This is a genomic window from Psychrobacter sp. Ps2 (genome assembly GCF_022129405.1).
Taxonomy (GTDB): domain Bacteria; phylum Pseudomonadota; class Gammaproteobacteria; order Pseudomonadales; family Moraxellaceae; genus Psychrobacter.
Genome location: NZ_JADQAM010000034.1, coordinates 13,732 through 38,154, shown reverse-complemented (window position 1 = coordinate 38,154; position 24,423 = coordinate 13,732). Strand labels below are relative to the sequence as shown.

At 43.2% G+C, this 24,423-nt stretch carries 23 protein-coding genes; 13 read left to right on the top strand and 10 right to left on the bottom strand.

The window, feature by feature from the left end; all coding sequences use genetic code 11:
- Positions 1 to 89 precede the first annotated feature (89 nt).
- Both rpmG and rpmB read right to left on the bottom strand, forming a co-directional pair.
- Entirely contained in the window at positions 90 to 245 is a 156-nt protein-coding gene (rpmG, locus tag I3254_RS02650; protein ID WP_010201403.1) for a 50S ribosomal protein L33, read from the bottom strand.
- A gap of 128 nt (positions 246 to 373) precedes the next feature.
- Complete coding sequence (gene rpmB, locus I3254_RS02645; protein WP_057761372.1) at positions 374 to 610, bottom strand: 50S ribosomal protein L28; 237 nt, start codon at positions 608 to 610, stop codon at positions 374 to 376.
- Positions 611 to 1,095: 485 nt separating this feature from the next.
- Here rpmB and I3254_RS02640 point away from each other — a divergent pair, with 485 nt between their 5' ends.
- The gene (locus I3254_RS02640) at positions 1,096 to 3,426 is read left to right on the top strand and encodes a hypothetical protein (protein WP_238050946.1); all 2,331 of its coding nucleotides are present in this window, start codon (positions 1,096 to 1,098) and stop codon (positions 3,424 to 3,426) included.
- A gap of 204 nt (positions 3,427 to 3,630) precedes the next feature.
- Positions 3,631 to 4,551 (top strand): formyltetrahydrofolate deformylase, encoded by a 921-nt coding sequence (purU, locus tag I3254_RS02635; RefSeq protein WP_238050945.1) that lies wholly within the window; start codon positions 3,631 to 3,633, stop codon positions 4,549 to 4,551.
- An 85-nt stretch (positions 4,552 to 4,636) separates the two neighbouring features.
- Here purU and ccsA read toward each other — a convergent pair whose 3' ends face one another.
- On the bottom strand, positions 4,637 to 5,428 hold the full coding sequence (gene ccsA, locus I3254_RS02630; RefSeq protein ID WP_238050943.1) for a cytochrome c biogenesis protein CcsA: 792 nt from the start codon (positions 5,426 to 5,428) through the stop codon (positions 4,637 to 4,639).
- 425 nt (positions 5,429 to 5,853) lie between these two features.
- On the opposite strand from ccsA, the gene ffh reads away from it, so the two are divergent.
- From ffh to I3254_RS02595, 7 genes are all read left to right on the top strand, one after another.
- Positions 5,854 to 7,401 carry a signal recognition particle protein gene (gene ffh, locus I3254_RS02625; protein ID WP_101205801.1) on the top strand — a complete coding sequence of 516 codons (1,548 nt, stop codon included), beginning with the start codon at positions 5,854 to 5,856 and terminating at the stop codon, positions 7,399 to 7,401.
- Between the two features lie 270 nt (positions 7,402 to 7,671).
- Complete coding sequence (gene tsaB / locus I3254_RS02620; protein ID WP_238050990.1) at positions 7,672 to 8,373, top strand: tRNA (adenosine(37)-N6)-threonylcarbamoyltransferase complex dimerization subunit type 1 TsaB; 702 nt, start codon at positions 7,672 to 7,674, stop codon at positions 8,371 to 8,373.
- A gap of 158 nt (positions 8,374 to 8,531) precedes the next feature.
- Positions 8,532 to 9,374, top strand: coding sequence for an undecaprenyl-diphosphate phosphatase (locus tag I3254_RS02615; RefSeq protein WP_201570570.1), 843 nt, complete (start codon positions 8,532 to 8,534; stop codon positions 9,372 to 9,374).
- A 66-nt stretch (positions 9,375 to 9,440) separates the two neighbouring features.
- Positions 9,441 to 10,340: a class I SAM-dependent methyltransferase gene (locus tag I3254_RS02610; protein WP_238050933.1), complete on the top strand. Its 900-nt coding sequence runs from the start codon at positions 9,441 to 9,443 to the stop codon at positions 10,338 to 10,340.
- A 91-nt stretch (positions 10,341 to 10,431) separates the two neighbouring features.
- Positions 10,432 to 10,671, top strand: a complete 240-nt coding sequence (locus tag I3254_RS02605; RefSeq protein WP_238050931.1) for a hypothetical protein — start codon at positions 10,432 to 10,434, stop codon at positions 10,669 to 10,671.
- A 133-nt stretch (positions 10,672 to 10,804) separates the two neighbouring features.
- Positions 10,805 to 11,722: a 4-hydroxybenzoate octaprenyltransferase gene (gene ubiA / locus I3254_RS02600; RefSeq protein ID WP_238050929.1), complete on the top strand. Its 918-nt coding sequence runs from the start codon at positions 10,805 to 10,807 to the stop codon at positions 11,720 to 11,722.
- The gene (locus I3254_RS02595) at positions 11,715 to 12,392 is read left to right on the top strand and encodes a DUF4112 domain-containing protein (RefSeq protein WP_238050927.1); all 678 of its coding nucleotides are present in this window, start codon (positions 11,715 to 11,717) and stop codon (positions 12,390 to 12,392) included. The genes ubiA and I3254_RS02595 overlap by 8 nt, the downstream gene beginning before the upstream one ends.
- A 150-nt stretch (positions 12,393 to 12,542) precedes the next feature.
- Here the strand turns inward: I3254_RS02595 and I3254_RS02590 are convergent, their stop codons facing one another.
- From I3254_RS02590 to ispZ, 6 genes are all read right to left on the bottom strand, one after another.
- Positions 12,543 to 13,181 carry a hypothetical protein gene (locus tag I3254_RS02590; RefSeq protein ID WP_238050925.1) on the bottom strand — a complete coding sequence of 213 codons (639 nt, stop codon included), beginning with the start codon at positions 13,179 to 13,181 and terminating at the stop codon, positions 12,543 to 12,545.
- Positions 13,182 to 13,263: 82 nt separating this feature from the next.
- Positions 13,264 to 13,698, bottom strand: coding sequence for a secondary thiamine-phosphate synthase enzyme YjbQ (locus tag I3254_RS02585; protein ID WP_238050923.1), 435 nt, complete (start codon positions 13,696 to 13,698; stop codon positions 13,264 to 13,266).
- 101 nt (positions 13,699 to 13,799) lie between these two features.
- Positions 13,800 to 15,866 carry an FAD-dependent 5-carboxymethylaminomethyl-2-thiouridine(34) oxidoreductase MnmC gene (gene mnmC / locus I3254_RS02580; protein ID WP_238050922.1) on the bottom strand — a complete coding sequence of 689 codons (2,067 nt, stop codon included), beginning with the start codon at positions 15,864 to 15,866 and terminating at the stop codon, positions 13,800 to 13,802.
- A gap of 124 nt (positions 15,867 to 15,990) precedes the next feature.
- Positions 15,991 to 16,440 carry a hypothetical protein gene (locus I3254_RS02575; RefSeq protein WP_238050921.1) on the bottom strand — a complete coding sequence of 150 codons (450 nt, stop codon included), beginning with the start codon at positions 16,438 to 16,440 and terminating at the stop codon, positions 15,991 to 15,993.
- A complete protein-coding gene (locus I3254_RS02570) occupies positions 16,437 to 16,763 on the bottom strand; it encodes a YciI family protein (RefSeq protein ID WP_057761353.1) in 327 nt (108 codons plus the stop codon). The genes I3254_RS02575 and I3254_RS02570 overlap by 4 nt, the downstream gene beginning before the upstream one ends.
- Positions 16,764 to 16,867: 104 nt before the next feature.
- Entirely contained in the window at positions 16,868 to 17,419 is a 552-nt protein-coding gene (gene ispZ / locus I3254_RS02565) for a septation protein IspZ (RefSeq protein ID WP_101205812.1), read from the bottom strand.
- Between the two features lie 291 nt (positions 17,420 to 17,710).
- Between ispZ and I3254_RS02560 the strand changes: the two genes are divergently transcribed.
- Together I3254_RS02560 and I3254_RS02555 are read left to right on the top strand one after the other, a co-directional pair.
- Positions 17,711 to 18,592 carry a PHP domain-containing protein gene (locus I3254_RS02560; protein WP_238050920.1) on the top strand — a complete coding sequence of 294 codons (882 nt, stop codon included), beginning with the start codon at positions 17,711 to 17,713 and terminating at the stop codon, positions 18,590 to 18,592.
- Between the two features lie 293 nt (positions 18,593 to 18,885).
- Positions 18,886 to 20,343, top strand: a complete 1,458-nt coding sequence (locus I3254_RS02555; protein ID WP_238050919.1) for a GGDEF domain-containing protein — start codon at positions 18,886 to 18,888, stop codon at positions 20,341 to 20,343.
- A gap of 112 nt (positions 20,344 to 20,455) precedes the next feature.
- Here I3254_RS02555 and I3254_RS02550 read toward each other — a convergent pair whose 3' ends face one another.
- Entirely contained in the window at positions 20,456 to 21,625 is a 1,170-nt protein-coding gene (locus tag I3254_RS02550) for a tRNA pseudouridine(13) synthase TruD (RefSeq protein WP_238050988.1), read from the bottom strand.
- Between the two features lie 396 nt (positions 21,626 to 22,021).
- On the opposite strand from I3254_RS02550, the gene I3254_RS02545 reads away from it, so the two are divergent.
- Together I3254_RS02545 and I3254_RS02540 are read left to right on the top strand one after the other, a co-directional pair.
- On the top strand, positions 22,022 to 23,671 hold the full coding sequence (locus tag I3254_RS02545) for an FAD-dependent oxidoreductase (protein ID WP_238050918.1): 1,650 nt from the start codon (positions 22,022 to 22,024) through the stop codon (positions 23,669 to 23,671).
- An 88-nt stretch (positions 23,672 to 23,759) separates the two neighbouring features.
- A complete protein-coding gene (locus tag I3254_RS02540; RefSeq protein WP_238050917.1) occupies positions 23,760 to 24,383 on the top strand; it encodes a GNAT family N-acetyltransferase in 624 nt (207 codons plus the stop codon).
- The last annotated feature ends 40 nt before the right edge of the window (positions 24,384 to 24,423 follow it).

The window sequence follows — 24,423 nt, the reverse complement described above, 5'->3', positions numbered from 1 at the left end:
AGGGTTTATCAATTGATAAACCCTTTTTTTGTTCAAATAACTTCTTTATAGAAAGTATTTATAAAAATGCCTTCTACAAATGATGGGAGTTATTTGATTTTAGCTTCTTTAAAGATCACATGCTGGCGTACTTTTGGATCAAACTTTTTGATTTCCATTTTGCCAGGCATAGTGCGCTTGTTTTTAGTAGTGGTGTAGTAATATCCAGTACCAGCTGTTGATACTAATTTAATTTTATCTCTCATGATAGCTTTCCTGTAAATGAGGGGTCTTCAAACGATAGGTACGTGTCTCAAAGAGTGAGTTGCCACAATTAATGTAGCAAAACAGCAGCTTAAATGATGAGAGTCATCATCCAGCTGCTATTTTTAACTTAAACTTTTTGACCTTGTGCGCGTAGATCCGCTAACACTTTATCGATACCAAGTTTGTCAATGATGCGCATACCTTTGGTAGACACACGTAGACGTACAAAGCGGTTTTCAGACTCTACCCAAAAACGATGGTTGTGAAGGTTTGGTAGAAAGCGACGACGGGTTTTGTTGTTTGCATGCGAAACATTATTACCCACCATAGGGCGCTTTCCAGTCACTTGGCAAACTCGAGACATGGCGAACTCCTAATCTATGAGGTATGAGTTTTTCTCATACCAGTCTGGGCAAGTTGCACGTTTTTGCGGCATGGACACAGCAAGCGGCAGCTTTGCACCAAACAAAACTATATGAAGGTTGAGCTGGTTTTGCTGTTATCTAAAGGCAAATAACAGGCTGACCAATTCAGAAAATTTTAAAGCCGACATTTATACCATAAAACAGATGAATACTCAAATATTTTTACAATAACTGTTGGATTAAAGGAGGGCTATTATACCCTGAAATGAGCGCGCTATGTTGTTGATTGTTTAATAGTAAAGATTAATTTTTAGTTGTAAGTTATAACAAAAGTCAGTAAAGTTGCTGTTATATATTTAATACAATCTGTTAATACATCAGTATCACTGTAAAACTATCAATCATTATCGTTATTTTATGATTCTACGTAATGGTTTACTGCCTTTTTGCTCGAATAAATTACTGCTCATGCGGAGTCAAAAACATGTCATATCCCTCACTATCTACTTATAAACTGTTTCAACTGACAGCGCTAACCTTATCATTGGCCTTGGCGGGTTGTGGTGGTGGAGATGGAACGGATACAGTTGCGCCAGAGCCTGATTTGGGTGTGCAACAGCCAGGTACGGGTAATGGCGGCGGTACAGAAGTTCCAGTGGGTGCTTTAAATATTAGTAGTAGTCAATTGGTAGATGCAGACAATAACCCAATAAATGCTATTGGTCTAGAAGGGGCTTACTACGAAGTTTTAGTAACTGACGATAATAGTGAGCCTGTTATTGGTGCTAGAGTAAGCTTTTCAATCGATGCCGAAGGCATTGCTTTGTCACAAACAACATCAGGATCTACTCTAACGAACAGTGATGGCGAAGCTCGTATATTTTTAAAGCCTAATGCTCCTGATGTTTCGGGCGCTTATATTATTACTGCGAATGCGAGTAATGGTAATAATACCGCGATTGATAACCTGACTTTTTCAGTGCAGGCGACTAATGTGAGTTTGAGTGCATTGCAAGTTACTGACTCACAACTGAATGCAGGTGGACAGACAGCTGTATCTTTAAAAACCACTGATACAAATGGTAACGCCATCAGCGGTGTGCTGGTTAACCTAAATGCTGCTTGTGGTCAGCTACCTGAGCAGGTCACTTCTGATGAAAATGGTATGATAAATTTTGTGTACAAAGCCATTAACATCGATAACACTTTATGTAGTGGTGCCGTGCGAATCTCAGCCAATACCGGTAATGTTACTCAATCGGCTAGTATTTCTATACAGGCTCCTGAAGCGACTTCCATTGTCTATACAGCTAATGATCTAACGCTAGGTATTCAAAATAGTGGCTCCTCAGCAACAGGCGCAGTTGAGTTTACTGTATTTTCAAATAGAACGCCGCTTGCCAACGCCGATGTAACTTTGTCCTTGGAAAAATCTCCGTTAGGGCTAACTTTTGGTGTACTTGGCAATACATCTAATATACCTGCTACTACTGATAGTAATGGTGTTGTATCAGTTAATATTTATCCAGGCACAACGCCTGGACCCGTAGAAATAAAAGCTACTTTGGATAGTGATCCTCGCATCAATGCGCTATCAAAAAATATCTCTATTGCAAGTTCAAGGGTGACTCAGACGGGCCTTAGCCTATCATGGGAAAAGAATGTTTTGGATTGGTCTTTAGATGGCGATACTAGTAATATTACAGCGCGTATGGTCGATCGTAATGGCAATGCAGTACCTGATGGTACGGTCATTAACTTTACTGCCGAAGGTGGCAAGGTGACTTCAAGCTGTCCAACTAGCAATGGTGTATGTTCGGTCACTTTCTCAACGCAAAATCCACGTCCAGGTGATGGGCGTGTGAGCATTCTAGCGGTAGCGGAAGGTGAAAAAGAGTATATTGATTTGAATCAAAATAACGCTTGGGACAAAGATACCGATATTTTAGTTCATAATATTGGAGATACTTTCCGTGATGACAATGAAAACGGCACTTATCAACTTGGTGAGTTTACTTATCCGTTAACGACGAGTGCTAGCGAGTCATGTGATAGTAACCTTGATCGATATATTAATCTTAAGTTTCCATCGTTATCTGATTTGAAAAGAATGCAGTATAAGGCAAATTACATTGGTGAGTTTGTCTCGCCAAATAAAGTTAATACCTGTAATAACGATTTGGATGCTGTAGTACGTTATCAGGGTATTACTTTGCTTGCTGATAAGGATGCTAGATTCACGATAATCGCCCCCCAACTCAATGCGCAAACGCAAGAAGTCTATGCTAATAACAGCCTGATTTCGATAAGAATGAATAGTGATGGTTTTTATGATCTAAACCCTATGCCTTCTGGCACTACGATTAGTGCTACGGCTACCGATAACACTGATTCAAGTTCAGTCGATATTAAGATAACTCCAGCAGGCAGTGATTCACAAGGTAGACCTTTATACCAGATCATATTCATAGGAGATATCAACGGCGATACTCTAGAATTTACTGTAGACGATGCATCCTACATAGCACAAAAAAATAGTAATGGTAATTTTGCATTTAGTAATCTGCAAAGAGATATCCCACCAACAGCTGATGATATTCAAGTAGAGAGCGAAGATGGCTCTTGTTCAGCTGAAGTACGATCTGGTGTAGAAGAAGTACCTGCTAACGTTGCTACTGGTAGTCCTGGAGATAATTTAGGAACTATTACTACGTTTAAGTTAAAAGACTGTTCAGTTGGTGATGAATTTACAGTGATAGCAACTACTCCAAGAGGCAACGTCACGAAACTTACTTATCCAATCACTAATTTATAATTTGCAGAGAAGCTCTAACCATAAAACCCCCAACCCTACGTTGGGGGTTTTTAGTTTATTCTTTAAAAAAGCCAAATCACCTTAAATAACCAAAAACAACCAACTCGCTCAGCAAAGCATCGCAAAAAAGATTAAAATAACCGGTTTACTCCGCTGCCAGCAATTTTTCAGCGATAAGTCATCATTTTTTATATTGGGCGAATTATGTCAGACAACACTAAAACGGTTTCATTATCGACCATAGCTTCTCAGAGCAAACAGATACCTAGCGCTATTGATACAGCCACGCTGCTCATCAAATGCAAAGATCAGGCTGGTATCGTACAGGCAGTCTCTGAATTTATTCATCGTTATGGTGCTAATATCATTACGCTTGATCAGTATTCAACGGCGCATGAAGGCGGTCAATACTTTATGCGTTTAGAGTTTGCCTTGGCAGGATTGAGCGATATCATCGATAATTTTGAGGCCAGCTTTGCGCATACGGTTGCTAAGCGTCATGATATGGATTGGCGTCTACATAACAATGCAACGAAGACCAAAGTCGGTATTTTGGTATCTAAGTTTGATCATGCGTTGTTAGATTTATTATGGCGACATCAGCGTGGACTGCTCGATTGCGAGATTACTTGCGTGGTCAGCAACCATCCTGATTTAAAGCAAGCAGTACAGAATTTTGGCATTACTTTCCATCATGTGCCAGTGACCAAAGACAATAAAGTAGAGGCAGAAGAACAGATTCATAAGTTGATGGCAGGTAACGACTTGCTAGTATTGGCGCGCTATATGCAAATATTGTCATCAGATTTTGTCAAACGTTGGCCGATGCAGATTATTAATATCCATCATTCATTCTTGCCTGCGTTTGTGGGTGCAGATCCTTATCGTCAAGCTTATGATAAAGGCGTTAAGCTTATCGGTGCAACTGCGCACTATGTCACAGCTGAGCTTGATCAAGGGCCTATCATTGAGCAAGACGTACACCGTGTGACGCATCGCCAAGGAGTGACAGAGTTGCGTGCTATCGGCCGTGATATCGAACGCAACGTATTAGCACGTGCTGTAAACTGGCATGTGCAAAACCGTGTGATTGTGGCGGGTAATAAGACAGTGGTATTTAACTAAGAAGAATTAGTAGTGAGTCGGCTAAAAATGTAAAAAAGGCGGTCAGTAGCAACAGTTACTGACCGCCTTTTTTTGAACATATATTTTATAGGAGCATTTCTAAGACGAACTTGCTACCAACAAAGCCAATGGCTAATAGGATAAAGGCATAAATAGTGATATTGGCCGCACGTTTGCCTCGCCAGCCTGCACGCCAGTTACCGAATAGTAGCACACCAAATAATAACCATGACAGTAGACTAAAAACAGTCTTATGCACGATATGTTGCGCCATTAAGTCTTGCACATAAATAAACCCAATCCCCAGTGCGATACTGAGCAATACAAAGCCAACCAACAACATATCGAATAATAAACTCTCCATACTTTGCAGGGAGGGTAGCTTATTGACCCAAAATCGATGAATGGTATGATGCTTGAGCTCACGTATTTGTAGACGTAGAAATAGCGCTTGTACCGCCGCCATCAACAGCACACAATAGGCAGCCAATGATAATATGATATGGATTTCAAGTCCGATACTGATATCAGTCAATGGTTGATAAGGGGCGCGGCCGAAATAACCGACAGTCATACCTATTAGCGCAGTGGGTGCAGCCAAAATACCAAGGCTAAGAATAGGGCGGTATAAACAGAACAACAGATAAAAGAATAAGAAAAATAAACTGGTCAGACTGATGATGTTAAATAAGTTGAAATTTAAACCATACAGCGTCACAACGTATGGATATAGCAGTGCCGCATGTGCCGCCATGCCGACCAGCAATAAGCTCAAACTGAGGCTTTTGTGGATAGGTTTGTCCTGAACCAGCGCCCAACCAATATGGATGCTGACTAAGATATAAGCCATGCTAGCAAGTAAGAATGCAAAGTGCACAGATAAAAAGCCTCATCTTATACTGAGCATAAACTGCCGCTCAATGTGTCGCTAAAGTGGTATTATCAGAATGATTAGAATAATCGTCCAATTTATCATAAAATGGGTGCCAATTGAGCACCATCTTGCTTATAACTTATAAATGATCGGTAGTGCTGCATAGCGCCAAACATAAAATATGTTATCTATAAAAAGTTAACTACAATTATAAGCGCTGTGTCCTTTGCGAAACGACTATAAGTTTTGAGCCGTGTTAATGCTATAGTATTGATAATATAATTCTTTTATCATGTCCCTTGTCATGCAATATCCTAATATCTTATAGCGTATCCTAATATTATTTATGAACCATTTTAATGGTTTGATTTAGAGTTATTTTAATTGCGTATTATTTAATTGAAAACCATTTTAATTGAGAGTTATTTATGTTTGATACCTTAACAGAACGCTTATCGTCGAGCCTACGTAACATCGTCGGTACCGGACAGTTGACCGAAGACAATATCAAAGACACGCTACGTGAAGTGCGTATGGCGTTGTTAGAAGCTGATGTGGCGTTGCCTGTCACTCGTGATTTTGTAAAACGCGTAAAAGAACAAGCGCTTGGTGCTGAGGTGCTAAAAGAGTTAGCACCAGGTCAAGCGTTTGTCAAAATCGTACACGACGAGCTGACTGAAATGATGGGCAGTGCCAATCAGCAGCTAGAGATGACAGGTAAGCCGCCCGTTGTCTATTTGCTAGCGGGTTTGCAAGGTGCGGGTAAAACGACTACAGCTGGTAAGTTGGCCAAATATTTACAAGAGCGCCAAAAGAAAAAAGTCATGCTAGTCTCTGCCGACGTTTATCGTCCAGCGGCTATCAAACAGCTTGAGCAAGTAGCCGGTCAGGTGAATGCTAAGTTTGTGAACTCAAGCACAGATGAGAATCCAATTGATATCGCAAAGCGTGCGATAGAAGAAGCCAAAATCCAATATCAAGATATCCTGATCATTGATACCGCTGGTCGTCTACATATCGACGATACCATGATGGATGAGATTAAGGCGCTAACGGCTGCGGTTAACCCATCTGAGACGCTATTCGTCGTCGATGCAATGACTGGTCAAGATGCCGCCAATACCGCAAAAGCCTTTAATGATGCATTGCCATTGACGGGTGTTATCTTAACTAAGACTGACGGTGATGCTCGCGGCGGTGCGGCGCTTTCTGTACGCGCTATCACAGGTAAGCCAATTAAGTTCTTGGGTCGCGGTGAAAAACTAGACGAGCTAGAGCTGTTCCACCCTGAGCGTATCGCGCAGCGTATCCTTGGTATGGGCGATGTACTGAGTCTGGTCGAAGAGGTTGAGCAAAAGATTGACCGTGATAAAGCCGAGAAAATGGCGAAAAAGATGCAAAAGGGCGGTGACTTCGACCTTGAGGATCTATTGACTCAGTTCCAGCAGATGAAGAGCATGGGCGGCATGGCAGGCTTCTTAGATAAGATGCCTGGTATGGGCGGCTCAGATATGCAAAAAGCCGTCGAAGATGCCAAACCAGAAGAAAAAGTACGTGAAATGGAAGCGTTAATCAATTCAATGACGCCATTTGAGCGTAAAAACCCTGACAAGATTAACCCAAGTCGTAAGCGCCGTATCGCTGCAGGTTCAGGACGTGAGATTCAAGACGTTAACCGTTTGCTCAAGCAGCACAAGCAAATGGCAAAAATGATGAAAATGATCTCAAAGCCTGAAGGCATCAGTAAAATGATGAAGTCTATGCAAGGGCTCATGGGTGGCGGTAGTGCTGGCGGTGGCGGCGGTCCATTGTTTGGCGGTGGCGGTCAGCAAGGTGGCGCTAAGGACGTGAATCCAGAACAAATGGCCAAGCAAATGGGACTGGATCCAAATAACATGCCAAGCACCGAAGAGATGCAAAAACAAATGCAAGAAATGCAAAACCAAGCACCAAAGAAGTTCAAAACCCGCTTTTAGATAACAATTAGTTATTTTTAAGAAGTTTGATAAAAGCCCCGAAGCCAATGAAGCTTTGGGGCTTTTTACCATTATCAGTTGCAGATAAACACTGATGGATAAAGTGTGAAAAATATAGAAATTAATAAAATTCGTGTATCCTAAATGCTATGATAGGCGCTGCTTCACTCTGTCAGTATTATTACAGGACATGAATGATAGATCGTTATAAAAAATTAGTAAAATCTGACAAATCAATTTAGAACGCCAAAAGTAAAAGCCGAGGTTGTGATGTTTTTAGCAATGGATACCGTGTTCGATCAGTGTTCGATCGCGATTTTAGATTCGAGCGGACAGGTATTGTCGAGCCATACCGAAACAGGAAAGCGTCAGCAGACTCAGCAGATTTTACCGATGATTGATGCTGCATTGTCTGAGGCGCAGCTACGTCTTGCTGATATACAGGCCTTGATATTCAATCGCGGGCCAGGTGCGTTTAGTGGTATTCGCATCAATACTGCAGTGGTACAGGCTCTGTCTGTAGCGCATGATTTGCCTTGTGTTGGCGTCTCAAGCCTGCAAGCAATCGCACAATGCGCGTATCAGAAGTATGGGCTGACACATCTATACAGCGCCCTTGATGCTCGTATGCAGCAAGTCTACTTTGGACAGTATGAGTTGGTAACTGACGACCAATTAGGTCAAAGCATTATGCAGCCAGTCTTGGCTGCTGGTAGCGATAGCACTGAGCAGCTATTAGATTATGATAGCCAAACAGAGCTCAACCTGCCTATCGTTGGTAATGGCGCGCCGCTATTGGCACGACATGATCAGCAAGACTGTCATGAAGATGTTTGGCCAGATGCGGTTGTCATCGGACAGCTTGGTATTGCTCAGTTTGCAAACGATGGTGGTACGGAAGCGTCACAGGCATTACCAAAATATCTACGTAATCAAGCTTGGAAAACACTTAAAGAGCAACGCAAAGCATAGCTTTATAAATATGCTTTTTGCAGCGTCAATTGATAGCAGCCAGCTTTCTAGTGTTTAGCAAGCGCATACCAATATAAAATCAACGTTAATATAGGACAGCCAATCGGTCTGTTTTTAGGCCAGTTTTTTTAGGCCAGTCTGTTTCTAGGAAAGTCACTGTGGATATAGTTTTATTCGTTCAAGCTGTCATCATGGGTATCGTTGAAGGTATCACTGAGTTTTTACCCATTTCTAGTACGGGATATTTGATCTTATCAGCAGATGTGATGGGTTTCTGGACTAAAGAAAAAGTTGATTTATTTGTTGTTGTTGTGCAGCTTGGCGCTATTTTGGCAGTGATTTATGACTATTGGGGTAGATTGTGGCAAGCGTTGATGGGCTTACTGACTGGCAAAGCAGAGGGCATGACCAATCCTAGACAACTGGGACTGAGTCTGATTGTTTCTACTATTCCTGTGATGATTGTTGGTTTTACCTTTGCCGATGAAATCAAAGCTTATTTGTTTAATCCTATCGTCGTTGCCATTATGCTTATCATCGGCGGTCTACTGATATTTTACGTGGAAAAGCGTCCTAAAACGGTCATTGCAGAAGAAGCGGAAGATGTCAGCATAAAAACTGCGCTGATGATTGGACTATTCCAATGTTTAGCTCTTATACCAGGGACGTCACGCTCAGGTGCCACTATTATTGGTGCGCTGTGGTTAGGTGTCTCACGTAAGGCTTCTGCTGAGTTTTCTTTCTTTTTGGGTATTCCTGTCATTGTAGGGGCAGCACTGTTGGATTTACTCAAACATGGTGACGTACTGACCAACAGTGAAGACTGGCTGGTGCTAGGTATCGGAACCATCGTGTCATTTGTAGTGGCGCTACTCTGTATACGTTTGCTAGTGGCATGGGTAAGTCGCCGTGACTTTACTATTTTTGCTTGGTTACGCATTATCACGGGTGTTATCGTGTTGGTCGCCGCTTGGGGCTTTGGTTATCAAATGGCTGGCTAGATTTGCGTTATGATTTAACACGCCAGTAATTTATAGTGAAAATAAGCAGCAAATAGGATGATGGTTATGACCGATGTGCCCCAAACGTATGACGAGACAGGTGCTGTTGTACATTGTCAGTTATTCTACGTCGATAACAGCCAGCAAGCACAGGTTGAGCGTTTACAGGCATTGGTAGCTGAGCATACATTACCAATTCTCTTAGATGTAGAGGTCGCTACAGAGAAAATAACTCAAAAGCGACGTCAGAAATTGAGCCAAGCATCTACTCAGCCTATTCTATTATTAGATGATAAAGACAAGCTATCATGGCTAAGTGATGGGCTCAGTGTGGCACCTGAATGGGACAAGTTGCAGCGCCGTATAGTGAGTGCTGGTCGTAAGTCTGAGTTGCTATTACAAGCCGCCAAAATCACATCAGATAGTCACGTTATTGATGCAACTGCTGGCTTTGGGCATGATAGTTTGATATTGGCCAGTACTGGTGCCCAAGTCACTATGCTTGAGCAGCAGCCTTTGATGGCATTGCTGTTACTTGCAGAGCAGCAGCGTATGAGTGCGCAACCCAATTGGCAAAAGCTCATGAGCCGTCTACAGATTATTAATGCTGATGCGCTCAGTTATTTTGCGAATTTAGAAGCAGGCACCGTAACAGATAATACTATGGCAATTGATGTCGTCTATTTAGATCCGATGTTTCCAGAAGATAGCTATCAAGATAGCAAAACAGGTAAAGGGGCAAAAGTCGGTAAGCATATGCAAGCACTGCATCAATTGGCTCGTCCAGCAACTTCAGATGAAGAGCGACAGCTGCTAAGTAGGGCGCAGGCCGTTGTCAGACGAAATATGCAAGGCCAAGGTCGCGTGATCGTAAAGCGTCCACAGTTTGCACCGCTGCTTGCTGATGAGCCAGCTAGTGAAAGCTGGCATAATGAAGCCGTGCGCTTTGATGGGTATTTTGTCTGACAGATACTGTTTGCGATAATGAATGTACGAGTATAAATGTACGCAATCAATCAGCTTATATATGCAGAATTAATGGATTTAGGAGCAAGGAATGTCAGCGTTAATCATTTGGGTTATGGGTGCAATTCTATTGTTGATTAATATCATGCTGCGTACTCGCATTCTTCGGCTTGAGGCACGGTTAAAAGAGCTGAGCAATCCACAAGAGCAACTGGCATTTTTACGTCAACAAGCAGCACAAAAAGACAAAGTCCCAGCGTTAAAAGCCTTGCGCAAGCAATATCCTGAGCTATCACTGATCGAAGCGAATAAATTATGGCAACAAATTTAGTAGCCAGACCATTAAACTTAGTAATTAGTCCATTAAAACTAAGCAACCAGCCCCTTCAAAAATTAATTTAGTTGTTCTGAGCGAAGTATATAAGCGCACATAAAAAGTATTCAAACAATGATAATAAAAAGCCATGACATTTAAAGACAAGCTACAAGCCTACATCCAGCTAACCCGTTTTGATAAGCCAGTCGGCATTGAGCTGCTCTTATGGCCAACGCTTTGGGGCGTACTACTCGCTGCAATGGGTCAAGCGCAGCAGCAAGGAATGACGGCAGCGTTGCCAAGTATCGAAGTATTTGCGATATTTGCCCTTGGTGCAATATTTATGCGAGCGGCTGGTTGTGCGATTAACGACTTTGCGGATCGTAAAGTAGATGGTCATGTGACTCGCACTAAAGGTCGCCCATTAGCAGATGGACGCTTATCTGGTAAAGAAGCCGTCGCTGCATTTTTAGTACTGGTGCTGTTAAGTGCTAGTCTGCTATTTTTCTTGCCCATAGCTGTGTTCTATTGGTCGCTTGGTGCTGTTGTATTGGCGTTTATTTATCCATTTATGAAACGCTATACGCACCTGCCGCAAGTATTTTTAGCAGCTGCTTTTGGATGGGCGATACCGATGTCCTATGTGGCAGTGCAAGGCGCTCCCGATGTTTGGTGTTGGCTGCTATTCTTAGCTTATATGTGCTGGACAGTGGCCTATGATACCCAGTACGCCATGGCTGACCGTGAGGATGATTTAAAGATTGGCGTGAAATCAACAGCGATACTATTCGGTCGTTATGATGTGATTATCATCTCAATATTACAGATGCTCTTTTTGCTAATGATGGGCGTGGTTATGTGGCATTACTTTGCTCCGACCACATTAGGCGTAACACCGGTATTTGGATTGGCGCTAGTTGCGATGATGTTTGCCAAACAAAACAGCGCTTGTGCCAGTCGCAACCCTTTGGCTTGCTTTCAGGCGTTCTTGGCCAATATCTGGGTAGGGCGCTATGTCTTTGCGCTCATCGCAATCACTTGCATATGGACGACGCTAAATGGATAAGTTCGATAAGTTGCCGAGATTCAAATCAAAGAAACTGTCTGATACGAATGCGTCAGTTACGGACTATCAAGCTAAACTTGCGGAGCATGGTCTGACGCGTGAACAAGTTATCGCAACTGAGCGTAAGTTGGCGAAGTTTGCTAATACCATGGATTCGCTAGTGCGAGTGCCTTTTACCAAGCAAGGAATGGGTGCGGATGCGGCGCTTTCGACCATTCCACTAGCAGGAGATTTGGCAGGATTGGCATTGACCAGTTATGCATTTATATTAGGGCGTCAGTTAGGTGTGCCCGCTCATAAAATGACGCCAGCGGTTAGATTGGCACTTCTTGATATGGTCGTTGGTATCGTACCTGGCATTGGTACGCTATTAGATATTTTCATTCGTCCTAGCCGTAAGACACTGGGTATCGTGCACGAGCATCTACACCATGAATATGGTATTACCGAAACCATGCATATGGATCGACCGTTTTTGCACCAGTCACTAGAAGACAAACAACAGCAAAGCCGTTTTGGATTTTTTTGGCGCAATCCAATCGTTGCTTGGCTGTATTTGCATATCCCTGATTTTCTTGGCCTGCTAGTCATTGTATTTGTCGGTTGGGGGCTGTGGGCATTGATAAGCTGGTTGGTCGGTATGTTTGGGCAATCGACTGGGTTTGGTTAAATACAATCACTCATAACCCATTAGACAGCTTAGTAGAGACAAGTCAGTAGAGAATAATACACAGAAACGAAAAAGGCGGCAATGATAATAACGTTTGCCGCCTTTTTTATGATTTTAAATCGCGTATTGAAACAAAGGCGACCTCAGACTTTATTCAGTGATGACTTCTGCTTCAGCACTGACGGCATCAAAGCTAGTGACTTTATTGTTTCGGATAAAGTCGATAGTGCCACCACCAGCATGACTGACGAGTTGGATGCTACTGTCAGCTGATTGATAGGTAGGATTATTGCCTTGGCCTTCGGGTGCGCTCAATGTCATTTTTGGTTGATTGGGACGAGTAATGATCGCGTTGAGCATACCAGCTGCCGACGTCTCAAAGACCACAGATAGACTCTCACCTGCTGCACTTTTATAACGGACATCAGTGATTTGTGCGCCTTTGATAGCTTGTTCTGGATTAGGTTTTTCAGCGCTAGCATTTGCAGTGAGCGTAGTATCACCAAGATCTTTATCTAACTCTGTTAAGCTCATATCACGTTCTGAATCAGTCTGTGCTACATTTTTAGCGTCATCTACATTGCTATTTTCAGCTTCATCAACATTGATATTGGTCGTTACTGGCGTGGTTTGCGTTGAGGTCTCAGCTGTAGTTGTATCAGTTGCTTCAGGTTCTGGATCTTTTTGACAAGCAGTCAGTAGCAACAGGCTGAAGAAAATAGCAGGAGCGGTAATACATAGACGCTTAGATTTATTTGAGTGTATTACTTTTGAGAGAGAAGTATTCATAATCAGCTTTATCCGTTAATGGCGCTCTACGTAAATGGGGCAATTCGCAAGGGTCAACCTGCTATTTATTGACAGTATATTATTACGTATTTACCGTAATCACCAGCTTACGCTGTCCACCATATACTTGCAGGTTTCTATGCTCACATAAGTAAATACCTTGCCACATGCCTAGACCTAATCCACCATCGACAAGCGGTATAGTCAAGCTTACTCCAAGCATCATGCTTTTTAGATGCGCTGGCAGGTCGTCTGATCCTTCTAAGGTATGGCGATACTCTGGCTGATCTTCTGGTGCGATTTTATTAAGCCAATCCTCTGTATCTAGTCTGACATCTGGATCGGCATTTTCATTGATCGCAAGACTGGCTGACGTGTGCAGCAAAAACAGATGAACCAACCCTACCTTGGCAGAGTGAGGTAACAGCTGAGAAATAGCTTCTTCAATCCTCGGAGTGATGATATGAATGCCGCGCGCATAGGCGGGTAGAGTAAGGGTTGTTTGGTGATAGCTCATGGGGTATATCTCATTATTAGAGTCGACACTAAATTAAGATATCATAAGACAGAATAAACCGTAGAGAGCATTGTTGTTATTTACACAAGAGCCATTTATTCTTAAACAAGCGGCGTCTGTAGCCGTGTACGATTGGGCGATAAGCGTGCGAGCATCGTCTCTGACAGTGGTGCGAATGACCCTAGCATCATATCTGCTAATGCTTCAGCACAAATAGGTGCCAATGCATAACCTTTTGCGCCCATCGCACTCATTGTCCATATCAGCTGACTATGTGCCAATTGTCCAACGATAGGATGGTAATCAGGCGTTTGGGCGCGAATGCCAGCTCGTCCCTGCCACAGACTCGTATCTGCCGGCATGACAGATGCCATTTCAGGAATGGCGGTAATGAGCTTATCACGACTAATTTGATGCTCTTCAGGACGTATGTCAGTACTTGTGTCATTGCGGATAAAACTTGCGCCAAGTAATAAATAGGGCTCGTCAGCGACGACTGTATTTAACTCATCATCTCCAGTTTGTGCGTTGAACCGTGCACAGTAACCACTATATTTAAGCGGTATTTTTGGCAGTTTTGCAAGTTGCTCCGTCGAAGGAGTAAACCAAGACAGCTGCCCACGAATTTTACGGCAATCAAAAATACGCTGATCCAATTGATGACTTTCAAAAGCCGCACAAATGACAACATTATCAGCAGTCATAGTGACAGTGTTACGGTTTCCATCAATACCTTCGATACGAACTTGCTGCTCAGTCTCGGTGATTTCATTCACTTCTAACTGTTGAAAGTGAATGAGTGGATGAGTCAGTATGATGTTTTTTAATGCTTGCGGATTGACCAGACCAGACTGCGGTAAGTACAAGTTCTCTGATAAGTTCTGCTCTTTTAAGCCACTAGTAATCTGTGCTTGCTCATGCGATAGGGTGGTCGCCATCTCATCAGGATAGTCGGCAATTTGTTCTGTACCGATATTGGCTTTTATAAGCAAATCAAGGGCGCCAGTCAGTTCAAGTACCGGTGCTGTATTAAGCTGTACGGCTGTTTGATTAAGGTCTCGATATAGCCTGCTGCTATGGAGATAACCTATGGTATGCAGATGCTCGTCAACATGGTGAAGTGGCGTCATTTTGGGCGCAAGTAACGCTCTAGGATTGCCTGATGCGCCTGCTAAGGGCGCTGATTTATCTAATAAAGTGACAGTAATACCGCGATTGGCAAGCGACCAAGCTGTGAGCAACCCTGAGACACCTGCACCAATGACGACAGTATTATCGAATGTGCTATCAGTTGTTTCCTGCTTTGCCTCGTGGCTTTTATTATCACAACTTTTATTATCGCTAGTAATGTCACTACTGTTCGCATCAATCATAATGGCTGTTAGCATTTCTCGCTTTCGACCAAAACCTCTGACTTTTTTAATTTGAAAGCCATGTTGTTTTAGTCCACGCTTGACGATACCTGCACAGCTATAAGTAGCGGCAGTCGTATGAGGGCGTGATAGGCGCTGCATTTGGGCAAAGATACTGTCAGCCCACAAGGTGCTATTGCAAGAAGGCGCAAAACCATCTAAAAACCAAGCATCAATATAAGGCGTATGCTGGTTAGAATGGTCTAATGCCAGTTTGCTTAGACTTTCTGCTGCATCACCAAACCACATATCGATGGTTAAGTTATCATGAGAAAAACTTAAACGATGACAGCCTGCAATTAGGGGCGGATATGCAGCCAAAAGTGGCTCAATAAATGCCATTAGCTCAGGCGCGCGCTCACCCCATAACGCAAGTATCTGGGTCAGATCTGCTAGCGGTATAGGGAACTTTTCAGTAGTAATAAAGTGCAGACGAGCCGTTGCTAATTGCGGATTGGTTTCACGTAATTGTCGCCACAATTGCCACGTTGCTAGTAGATTAAGCCCAGTTCCGAAGCCTAGCTCAGCAATCGTAAAGCATTGCTTTGGTGCAAGGTGTGCTAAACGCTTCGGTAACTGATTGTGCTCTAGAAATACGTGACGCGTCTCTGCCAAACCATCCGCATGAGAAAAGTAAACATCCCCAAACTCACCTGATACTGGCACCATATTGCCAGTATCATCCGTTTGCCAGTCAATCTTGGCAGGCGTGATAACGTTTAAATGTTCAGGGTTTTGATGATTAGCGGTAGACATGAGGCACTTCTTAGAAATATCAGTAACGGTAGCTCAACGATCAATTGTGACGGATCAATGATATCGACATTTGGTCAGACGCAGCGAAGTAGAGTAATGCAAGTCAGTGCGAGCACAGCATATGCTACCAGCGTTCACGACGGACAAATACTAACCACGAGACAAAAATACCGACTAATAAGCTAATCAAAACGGTAAACGCACCGTATAGAAATAACTGTCCTTTACTTTCGTAAACCAAGACATTTACTTGAGTCTGTAAGTCGTTCACTTGACGCTGCAATTGTGCATTACGGCTAAGCAGTTCTTGATTGGCAGCTGACAATGCTTTAGTAGATGGTTGCAACTGTGCCGCCAAGGTATCATTGATATCTAGCGCTGAGTTTTTCGTTGGCAAAGCGCGTGCCGCTACTGGCCCAGTCAGCGGCAGCACTGCTGTCGGATCGGTTGCATCGACAGCAGGTGTTATGGGCGCAGCAGGTGCAGCTTGTGCCGACACGGCTGTCACTAACATGAGACCAATCAGGGCATTTTTGTAGAAGCAGTTAGGTGAAAAAGAGACTCTCTGGATCACGATGCAGCTACTTGATTGTTGCTATCAGTTGGTGCTGGCAATGCTTGAACAAATGGTTTGATATCGACATGACTATACACGCCATCACGTAAGTAAGGCTCATCGTTTGCCCATGCTTGAGCCGCTTCGATAGAGTCAAAATCTGCAATGATTAAGCTGCCTGACATATCACTTTTGCCATGCTCGATAGGCGTTGGACCTGCGATAACGAGGCGTCCCTCTTGGTGCAGCGCTTTTAAGCGTTCAATATGTTCAGTACGAGTGATCAGACGTTGTGCACTGCTATTAGCCACGTCATGACCAATGATTGCAAATAAAGACATGAGACTTCCTTAGTGAATAATAAAAAAGTAATGATGAGCTTATATGGGCTTAGTATAAACGTCATAGTAATAAAGTGGTTGCGGCTATGACAAGGCAACAGAAACTATTTAGTGGCTTTGTCTGTTAGGGCAGGGTTTAGATGCTTTTTCAACACGGCAAATTGAGCCACGACAAACACCAGCATAATCGGAATCCAACCATAGGTCTTAAAGTTGATCCATGCTTCATCTGACATTGTGAACGCTGTGATATAATGTAGTACAGCCATTAGGGCAAAAAACAATGCCCAAGCAACGGTCAGCTTTTTCCAGCCGCTAAGCGTCAGGGTAAATACCTCTTTCATAGCAAGCTGCATCAATGGCTTATTAATAGCGGCACTGACGAATAGCGTCAATGCAAAAATACCATTGATAATAGGCGACTTCCAGCGCAAATAAATATCATCACGCAGCAGTAATGTACCGCCGCAGAATAAAATTGTTAATAATAAGACAACCCATTGCTGCTTATCAAACTTACCTTTTTGACGAATAAAATGAATGGCGTAAACGATAATAGTAGCGACGAGCAAAGCCCCTGCCGCTGCTAAAATACCGTTATAACGCGCCGCGATAAAAAAGGCAATTAAGGGAATAAAGTCTAATAATGCTTTCATAGCAAAGGGTATGTCCAACAAAAACGTATGGGGTAGTTTACACGTCTACCGCACCAAAAAAAAGCAATCAACACGATAATCATGCGATATACGCGACCTACAGAGTAATACTTTATCATTGCGCCTGATGACCATGCTACTGGCCAAATATAAACACGAATACAGTAATGATAACTGCTAAATCTACAGAATCATCAAGACAAACTACAACGCCCATAATCGTAACAATGACTGTCTGCTCACTAGCTTTTATTCTACTTCTATTTTATTTAACACTTTAAGGCTTAGCTTATGAAAATCGACTTACATTGCCATAGTACTTGTTCAGATGGTACCTATGCACCGACTGAGGTCATACAACGTGCTCATTCAGCGGGCATCAACGTATTAGCATTGACTGACCATGACACGCTAGCAGGGATTGACGAGGCAAGAGTCGCTGCCAGTGCCTGCGATATGCAGATTATTAATGGCGTTGAAATCAGCTGTGAACATATATTAAGCGGTGGTTACGGAAAGAATAAATCCACTAATAAAATTATTCATGTACTTGGACTGGATTTTACTGATCGCGAAAAAATGCATGCAACGTTGCATCAACTGCAAGACAGTCGAGCCACTCGTGGTCAACGTATCGCTGAAAAATTGAGTGAGCTATTAGATATTAATTATGATGAGCTATGGCAAGCAGTGCTCGATAAGGCAGGCGGCAACCCACAAGCAGTCGGGCGCGCCCATATTGGACAGGTATTGTTTGAGCGCGGTGAAGTCAAAACCGTTCAAAAAGCCTTTGATAAGTACCTAGCAGATAATAAACCTGCTTATGTAGCAATCGAGGCATTGACGATGCAGCATGGTATCGAGCTGATTCACGCTTGCGGCGGCAAAGCGGTGCTCGCACATCCCACGCGATATCAACTATCAGCGACACGCGTGCGTAAATTGATCGAAGAGTTTGCGCAGCTTGGCGGAGATGCTTGTGAACTACCAGCCACTAGTGAGCCGATTAGTACCCGCAGAATGGTCGACCGTAGCCTTGCTGAGCATGGTCTTGCGGCATCTATCGGTAGTGATTTTCACGGTAGCAACATGCCTTGGCGACGTTTGGGCGATGTTCCTACTTTAAATGATGATCAGCAAGGGGTTTGGGAATCTTTTGCAACGCTTGCTTAGTGAGTAAGATTGAACTTTTTACAGTTACTTCTAATAAGGTTACTTCCAATAGCGACAGGGCCTTATTTATCATGATCAATAAGGCTAAAAATGGGTAAGTAAACAAAATTGCATTCATAGAGAAATTATTGGGAAATAAATGCGTAAAATAGATTGATAATAAGGCCAGAACTTGTAACACTTGATATGGAAGTTTCAGAGCGAATAGTATGCTTTGGCTTTGATTCTAGCGCTCATATATTCAACGCACTTACATCTTTTAATGTATTTATACTCTCTGCGGTAGCCCTTCTATGGCTGTATCGATATCCCATCTAGGTTACAACAAAATCTCTCAAATGATCTTTGAGTGGCAGGCTGCTGACCGAACATCGCTGATGGCCTTATTTATCGTGTTAGAAGTGTCATTGCATTGGTTCTGGTGCTTGTATGTCTGGTGGCAGCAAGATGCGTTAAACACCTATGTGAACATACATTATTTATATCCATTATGGCTTGGGATTAGCTTCGTCGGGCTATTCTTTTTATGCATGGTCAAAGGCTTATTTCATTCGAGCAATGACAATGAAATTGTTTTAAGTCGATGGCAGATAGCTTTGGTTTTGGTTTACACCGCCTACATTTCTACTGTTATTGTGATGATAGGGTACAGCAGTTTGTTTGCAGGCGTGTCGCTCGTCGGCGCTGCTATGCTAGGTATGATGTTGATCAGGCGCCGCTATGCTTGGCGTATGTTTTGGCTGCATATTATCTTGATGCTATTAGCGATCATGTCACCTTACTTTGGTGTCAGTCTGCCTAATTTACGCCAATTGACCGTCATTCATCCTATGCTTGAAAGTCATAACTATCTAACTTACAACGAGATTATGGCTGCTGAAAATGCGGTTGCTGCGTTGGCTTTTGAGAACAACGTCTTAAATTGGGATAGTATCAACGAGCTACAGCGCTCATCCGCATTTTTTTGGCGGTCGACGCATTTATATTTAGCGCTGCCAAAAGCGATTTTTATCGTTTATATGTTCCGTGCTTTGCTATTGGTATTAGATGATAGTCGGTTTGAGACCTTACGACATGCCAATCAGGACGAGCTTACCCAGCTTAAAAATCGTCGCTACGGTCTGAAAAAGATGAAGTATGCCTTGGCTACTGTGCGAGAATATCAAGATTTAAGCGTCATGCTGTTAGATTTGGACTGGTTCAAACAGATTAACGATAACTATGGTCACGATGTAGGTGATCAGGTTCTAATTGAAATCTCACAGACGCTATCGCAGTCATTAACAGATAAGACTATTATCAGTCGCTATGGCGGCGAAGAGTTTTTAATTGTCCTACCAGACACGAAGCATGATAGCGCTATGATGATTGCCGAGCAATTACGGCTAAATATTGCTGAACATGTCATGAAGATTGAAGGTCTGGCTGATTTTAATGTGACAGCAAGCTTTGGGCTATATACCTTAACTCATGAAGAGCGAGATTGTATCGCGCAAGGCTATAAAACGATCACACAGCAAAAGACTGTCGCTCGAACGTCACCTCTTATCAAGCCAATTGCTACTCAGCGCGCGGAAAGCCAAATAGCCTCAATGCAAAAGCTGCCTAGTGATATCTGCCAACGTCTGATTAGTACAGCGGATAAGGCCTTATATGAAGCCAAGCACCGTGGTCGCAATCAAGTTGTCAGTGCAAATGAGATGTGGGCTGAAAAAGAAGGCGGTAAGCAATTGCTTTATAAGAGTCGTTAGCCATTAATTATTAGCGATCAGCCATGCCGCTAAGATTGTGTAAGTATTATCGGTATGGCTGATATTCTATTGATTAGTCCAATTTAGATGCCAGTTTCATTAATCCCTCCAATCAAGAAGCTAATTGCTGTACCAAGCTTGCGAGCACACTTGTGGCAAAGCTACCCGTCGTCAAAGTAAAGTTTAATACCAGCGTCTGATCGTCCGACCATTCCCAGCTTAACGCCTCAATCGGTAGGCGTAGCGCTCGTCTTTGCGCCTTAATATCACGCTGCTCTAATCCAGTTGCTAGTTGCATAAGTAGGGGGCTGTGTTGTACTACCTCGGTCTCTAAATCTGCAGCGCTACCGGTGACTTTATCGTTACCCGTGCCCCATAGCACGGCAGTTGGGTGAATATCGCCACTGTCAAGACGAGCATGCAACGTATCATCTAGTGTCTCACTAGTGAATATCGATCCTGAACCATCCAAATTAAACACTTCACCTGCTAGGCCAGTGTCCCAGCTACCATCACGTACCCGTGCTGCCAATATCTCATTAAATATCAAGCTACGTGCAGCAGACAATTCCATCGTATTTTGCTCGCGCGGGGCACGCTTACGTTTGCTCTTTTTTGGCTGCGGGCGAGGCTCTCGCGGCGGACGAGCAAACAGTGATAATGCCTCTCTGACGTTATTACCCTGACGACCAAAACGCTGTGGACCAAAATAATTGGGTACACCATTTTCACCAATGCGCGTTAAGTGCTGCTCGACGGCCTCTTTTGCAGATAGTAGTTGCTCGGGTGATGCGTTACTTCCGTCATCAACATTTTCGTCACTAGCGCTCGCAAACTGGATATCACGTAAAGTAATAACAAACTGATTGGCACGGTGCGTACCGCGATTGAGTTTTTTATTGTGCCAGTGCTGCGCAAGGATAGTGACAGTCTCATTTTCGCCAATGTCCACTGGTGCAAACTCAGTAGGTGGCAATTGCTTCTTTGGTATGCGCAAACTAAACCACTGAGTCGTCAACGCGTGACGGTCTTTCAACCCTGAGTAGCCAACATCACGTAATGGAATGTCTGCCCACTCTGACAGTAGTTTCGCCAGATAAGTAGTATTCATGCCTGATTTTTCGATATGTAGCCATAAATGCTCACCTTCACCAGTGAAGTCTAATGGCAATAGCTCATTAACGATAAAATCAGTCGTATTGGCTTTATAAGTCGCTTGCTGTATTGGCTGAAAACTTGGCTGAGGCAAATTTTCAGTATCTGTAATAGTGGCAATATCCATATGAGCTAGGTCAATTTGCTCACTGGCTGTTTTCTCACTAGCTGTTCGTTCATTAGCGTTTTGAGCAACAGTTGTTCGATCAAGAGTAGCAGCTGGGTTATCTAAACTATCTTGAGAAGTAGTTATTTCGTTTTGGTTGTCTTGAGAAGTCATAAGGTCGTCTTTTATTTTGTTTATTAATAATGATTAGAAGTAAAAGGAGTGCGGAAAGCAAAGTCGCATAATTACGTTTTGCAACGCAGCAAACATACAAAAAAACATCGTGTGCACGGCGCTCTTGCTACTATCAATGCATAGCATATTAAAAATAATAGGATAAGTTGAATTTGTCTGGTTGGTTACGGTCATTTTCAACCTGCTGTCATTAGACATCATTATAACTGTTAAGGAAGCATTATGACCGACGCAACGATCAACACAGTCACCATCAGTAAAGCGGATATACCAAGCGGTGGCATGAAATCATATAAGCAAGAAGACGATAGTATCATTTTAATCACTCGCGATGATGATGAGTTCCGTGCATTCGATGGCAAATGTCCACATGCGGGCGCAGACTTGGGTAACGGATTACGCTGTGGCAATCGCGTAGTTTGTCCTTGGCATCATGCGACTTTTGATAGTCGCGATGGTTCACTATTAGAGCCGATAGCGACTAAAGGATTGACCCAGTATGAGCTGACTCATGATGGTGATAATTTGACAGTTGATACCTCAGCTCAGGTAACGGGGCAGGTCGAAAATGATAAATTAACTGACACCCATACTATTATCGTTGGTGGTGGCGGTGCAGGATTTATGACGGCCGACCAGTTGCGTCAGGGTGGCTATGGCGGCAAGATTACGTTGATTAGTAAAGATGACAAAGCTCCTTACAATCGTCCTTTATTATCCAAAGCGTTTTTGGCAGGTAAGATGGACGAGGATAAGCTGCTATTGGGCGGTGCCAATTGGGCGGATAATAACAATATTGAGTTACGCCTCAACCAAACGGTTAGCGAAGTGCTACCCAATGAAGCGACCGTCGTCATCGAAGATGATGATGGCAACAGCGAACGTCAAACGGCAGACTTCTTGGTCGTCGCCACTGGTGCTAAACCAAACTTACCACCTATTACAGGTGCTGACATAGATGGCGTATATACGCTACGCAGCATGACAGATGCCAAACTAATTAAAGCGGCCAGTCATGATCAGCGTGTGGTGATTATTGGTACAGGTTTTATCGGTATGGAGACCGCTTCGGCATTAGCGCAAGCAGGCACGACCGCTTCTATCACAGTGATTGGGCAAGGTAGCCGTGTGATGGGCAATATTGTCTCTGAAACGGTGAGTAACGCCTTAATTAAGTTACATGAAGAGAAGGGCATTAACTTTGTGTTTGACGCAACCGTCAATGAAATTACTAAGGTTAATCGTCAAGTGGACAAGGATGGAGATAACAATAACCAAGCTTTTTCAAATGTAGGCGGTGTCACGCTGGCGAATGGTGAACATATTGATGCTGATATCGTGATATTGGGTACTGGCGTGTCTCCACGTACAGAGATATTGAGCGCAGTTAACGATCCAGATGGCGTACAAGTCGATGCGCATTTACAGCTGCGCGAAGGCGTCTATGCGTTGGGTGATATTGCAAAAGCTAGCAACCAAATGGGTCGCATGCGTATCGAGCATTGGCGCGTGGCGCTGCAGCATGGCATGGTTACAGCTGCTGCGATATTAAATGACGACAGTGTTGACTCATTAGAGGCGCGTATCCCTTTCTTTTGGACCATGCAATATGGCAAGAGCCTACGCTATAGTGGTCATGCCGAGACACCAGATCACAATATCCTATTTGGTACGCCAGATACGCACGATTATATAGAATACTACTTCGATGATGACGGCGAAGATACACGGGCTAGTGCAGCAAGTACGCTTGGACGTGACAAAGAGCTGGTCGCTTTCTCTGAGCTATTACGCCGTGGTCATGCACCGACGCGCGCACAGCTTAATGCAGGGCTCGATATTATTGAGCAAGCGCATGCATTATCGCGCTAGTACTATAAAACAATAAGTATTAGTATTTAAGCTGACTTACCGATCTAAGTCAGTTTTTTTATATGAGTGAAAAAGGAAAAATTATAATATGAGCGAAAACAATATAAATAGCAGCAATATAAAAACAGACCACTTTAATAAAGAGTCGGTATTTTTGCGTGAAGCGACATTAGAGGATATTGGCGCACTTGAACAATTATTGAACTGCTGCTATCGCGAGACAGCAGGTTGGACTAATGAGGCTGACTTGATAGGCGGTATCAGGACTACATCAGCAGAACTCGCTGCCGTTATCAATGATCCTAAGCACTATTATTTCGTTTATCCAAAAACAACAACAGGCGACCGTGATGGAGAAGAAACAGGTGAAATACTTGGCTGTATCGCTGTCGATATTAAAACTGATGCTGACTCAAATAAAAAAGCCTATATCGGCATGTTTGCGGTACATCCTATACTGCAAGGTCAGGGAGTCGGTAATGTAATACTACAAGCGGCCGAGACCTTTGCAGATCGTCATTTACAGTCACTGAATCAGCCTAGCCGTCTGACCATGTCTATCTTAAGTCATCGTCCTGAGCTTTTAGCTTACTATCAGCGCCGTGGTTATCAGTTCAACGGTAACAAAATGCCGTTTCCAAACGATGGCAATAATGGTGAGCCAAAGCGTGATGATTTAGAGTTATTAGAACTCGAAAAATTCGTTAGCTAATCAAATTGGCTTAGTAAAAAACACTAAAAAATATTCTATC

Excerpts from the sequence above, each read along its gene's own strand:
- I3254_RS02570 (WP_057761353.1), bottom strand. The coding sequence starts at position 16,763 with ATGTCTTTATTTGCAATCATTGGTCATGACGTGGCTAATAGCAGTGCA.
- I3254_RS02605 (WP_238050931.1), top strand. The coding sequence starts at position 10,432 with ATGTCAGCGTTAATCATTTGGGTTATGGGTGCAATTCTATTGTTGATT.
- ffh (WP_101205801.1), top strand. The coding sequence starts at position 5,854 with ATGTTTGATACCTTAACAGAACGCTTATCGTCGAGCCTACGTAACATC.
- I3254_RS02545 (WP_238050918.1), top strand. The coding sequence starts at position 22,022 with ATGACCGACGCAACGATCAACACAGTCACCATCAGTAAAGCGGATATA.
- I3254_RS02540 (WP_238050917.1), top strand. The coding sequence starts at position 23,760 with ATGAGCGAAAACAATATAAATAGCAGCAATATAAAAACAGACCACTTT.
- I3254_RS02640 (WP_238050946.1), top strand. The coding sequence starts at position 1,096 with ATGTCATATCCCTCACTATCTACTTATAAACTGTTTCAACTGACAGCG.
- I3254_RS02560 (WP_238050920.1), top strand. The coding sequence starts at position 17,711 with ATGAAAATCGACTTACATTGCCATAGTACTTGTTCAGATGGTACCTAT.
- I3254_RS02585 (WP_238050923.1), bottom strand. The coding sequence starts at position 13,698 with ATGAGCTATCACCAAACAACCCTTACTCTACCCGCCTATGCGCGCGGC.
- tsaB (WP_238050990.1), top strand. The coding sequence starts at position 7,672 with ATGTTTTTAGCAATGGATACCGTGTTCGATCAGTGTTCGATCGCGATT.
- I3254_RS02555 (WP_238050919.1), top strand. The coding sequence starts at position 18,886 with ATGGCTGTATCGATATCCCATCTAGGTTACAACAAAATCTCTCAAATG.
- ubiA (WP_238050929.1), top strand. The coding sequence starts at position 10,805 with ATGACATTTAAAGACAAGCTACAAGCCTACATCCAGCTAACCCGTTTT.
- mnmC (WP_238050922.1), bottom strand. The coding sequence starts at position 15,866 with ATGTCTACCGCTAATCATCAAAACCCTGAACATTTAAACGTTATCACG.
- rpmG (WP_010201403.1), bottom strand. The coding sequence starts at position 245 with ATGAGAGATAAAATTAAATTAGTATCAACAGCTGGTACTGGATATTAC.
- purU (WP_238050945.1), top strand. The coding sequence starts at position 3,631 with ATGTCAGACAACACTAAAACGGTTTCATTATCGACCATAGCTTCTCAG.
- I3254_RS02610 (WP_238050933.1), top strand. The coding sequence starts at position 9,441 with ATGACCGATGTGCCCCAAACGTATGACGAGACAGGTGCTGTTGTACAT.
- I3254_RS02590 (WP_238050925.1), bottom strand. The coding sequence starts at position 13,181 with ATGAATACTTCTCTCTCAAAAGTAATACACTCAAATAAATCTAAGCGT.
- I3254_RS02595 (WP_238050927.1), top strand. The coding sequence starts at position 11,715 with ATGGATAAGTTCGATAAGTTGCCGAGATTCAAATCAAAGAAACTGTCT.
- ispZ (WP_101205812.1), bottom strand. The coding sequence starts at position 17,419 with ATGAAAGCATTATTAGACTTTATTCCCTTAATTGCCTTTTTTATCGCG.
- rpmB (WP_057761372.1), bottom strand. The coding sequence starts at position 610 with ATGTCTCGAGTTTGCCAAGTGACTGGAAAGCGCCCTATGGTGGGTAAT.
- I3254_RS02550 (WP_238050988.1), bottom strand. The coding sequence starts at position 21,625 with ATGGATATTGCCACTATTACAGATACTGAAAATTTGCCTCAGCCAAGT.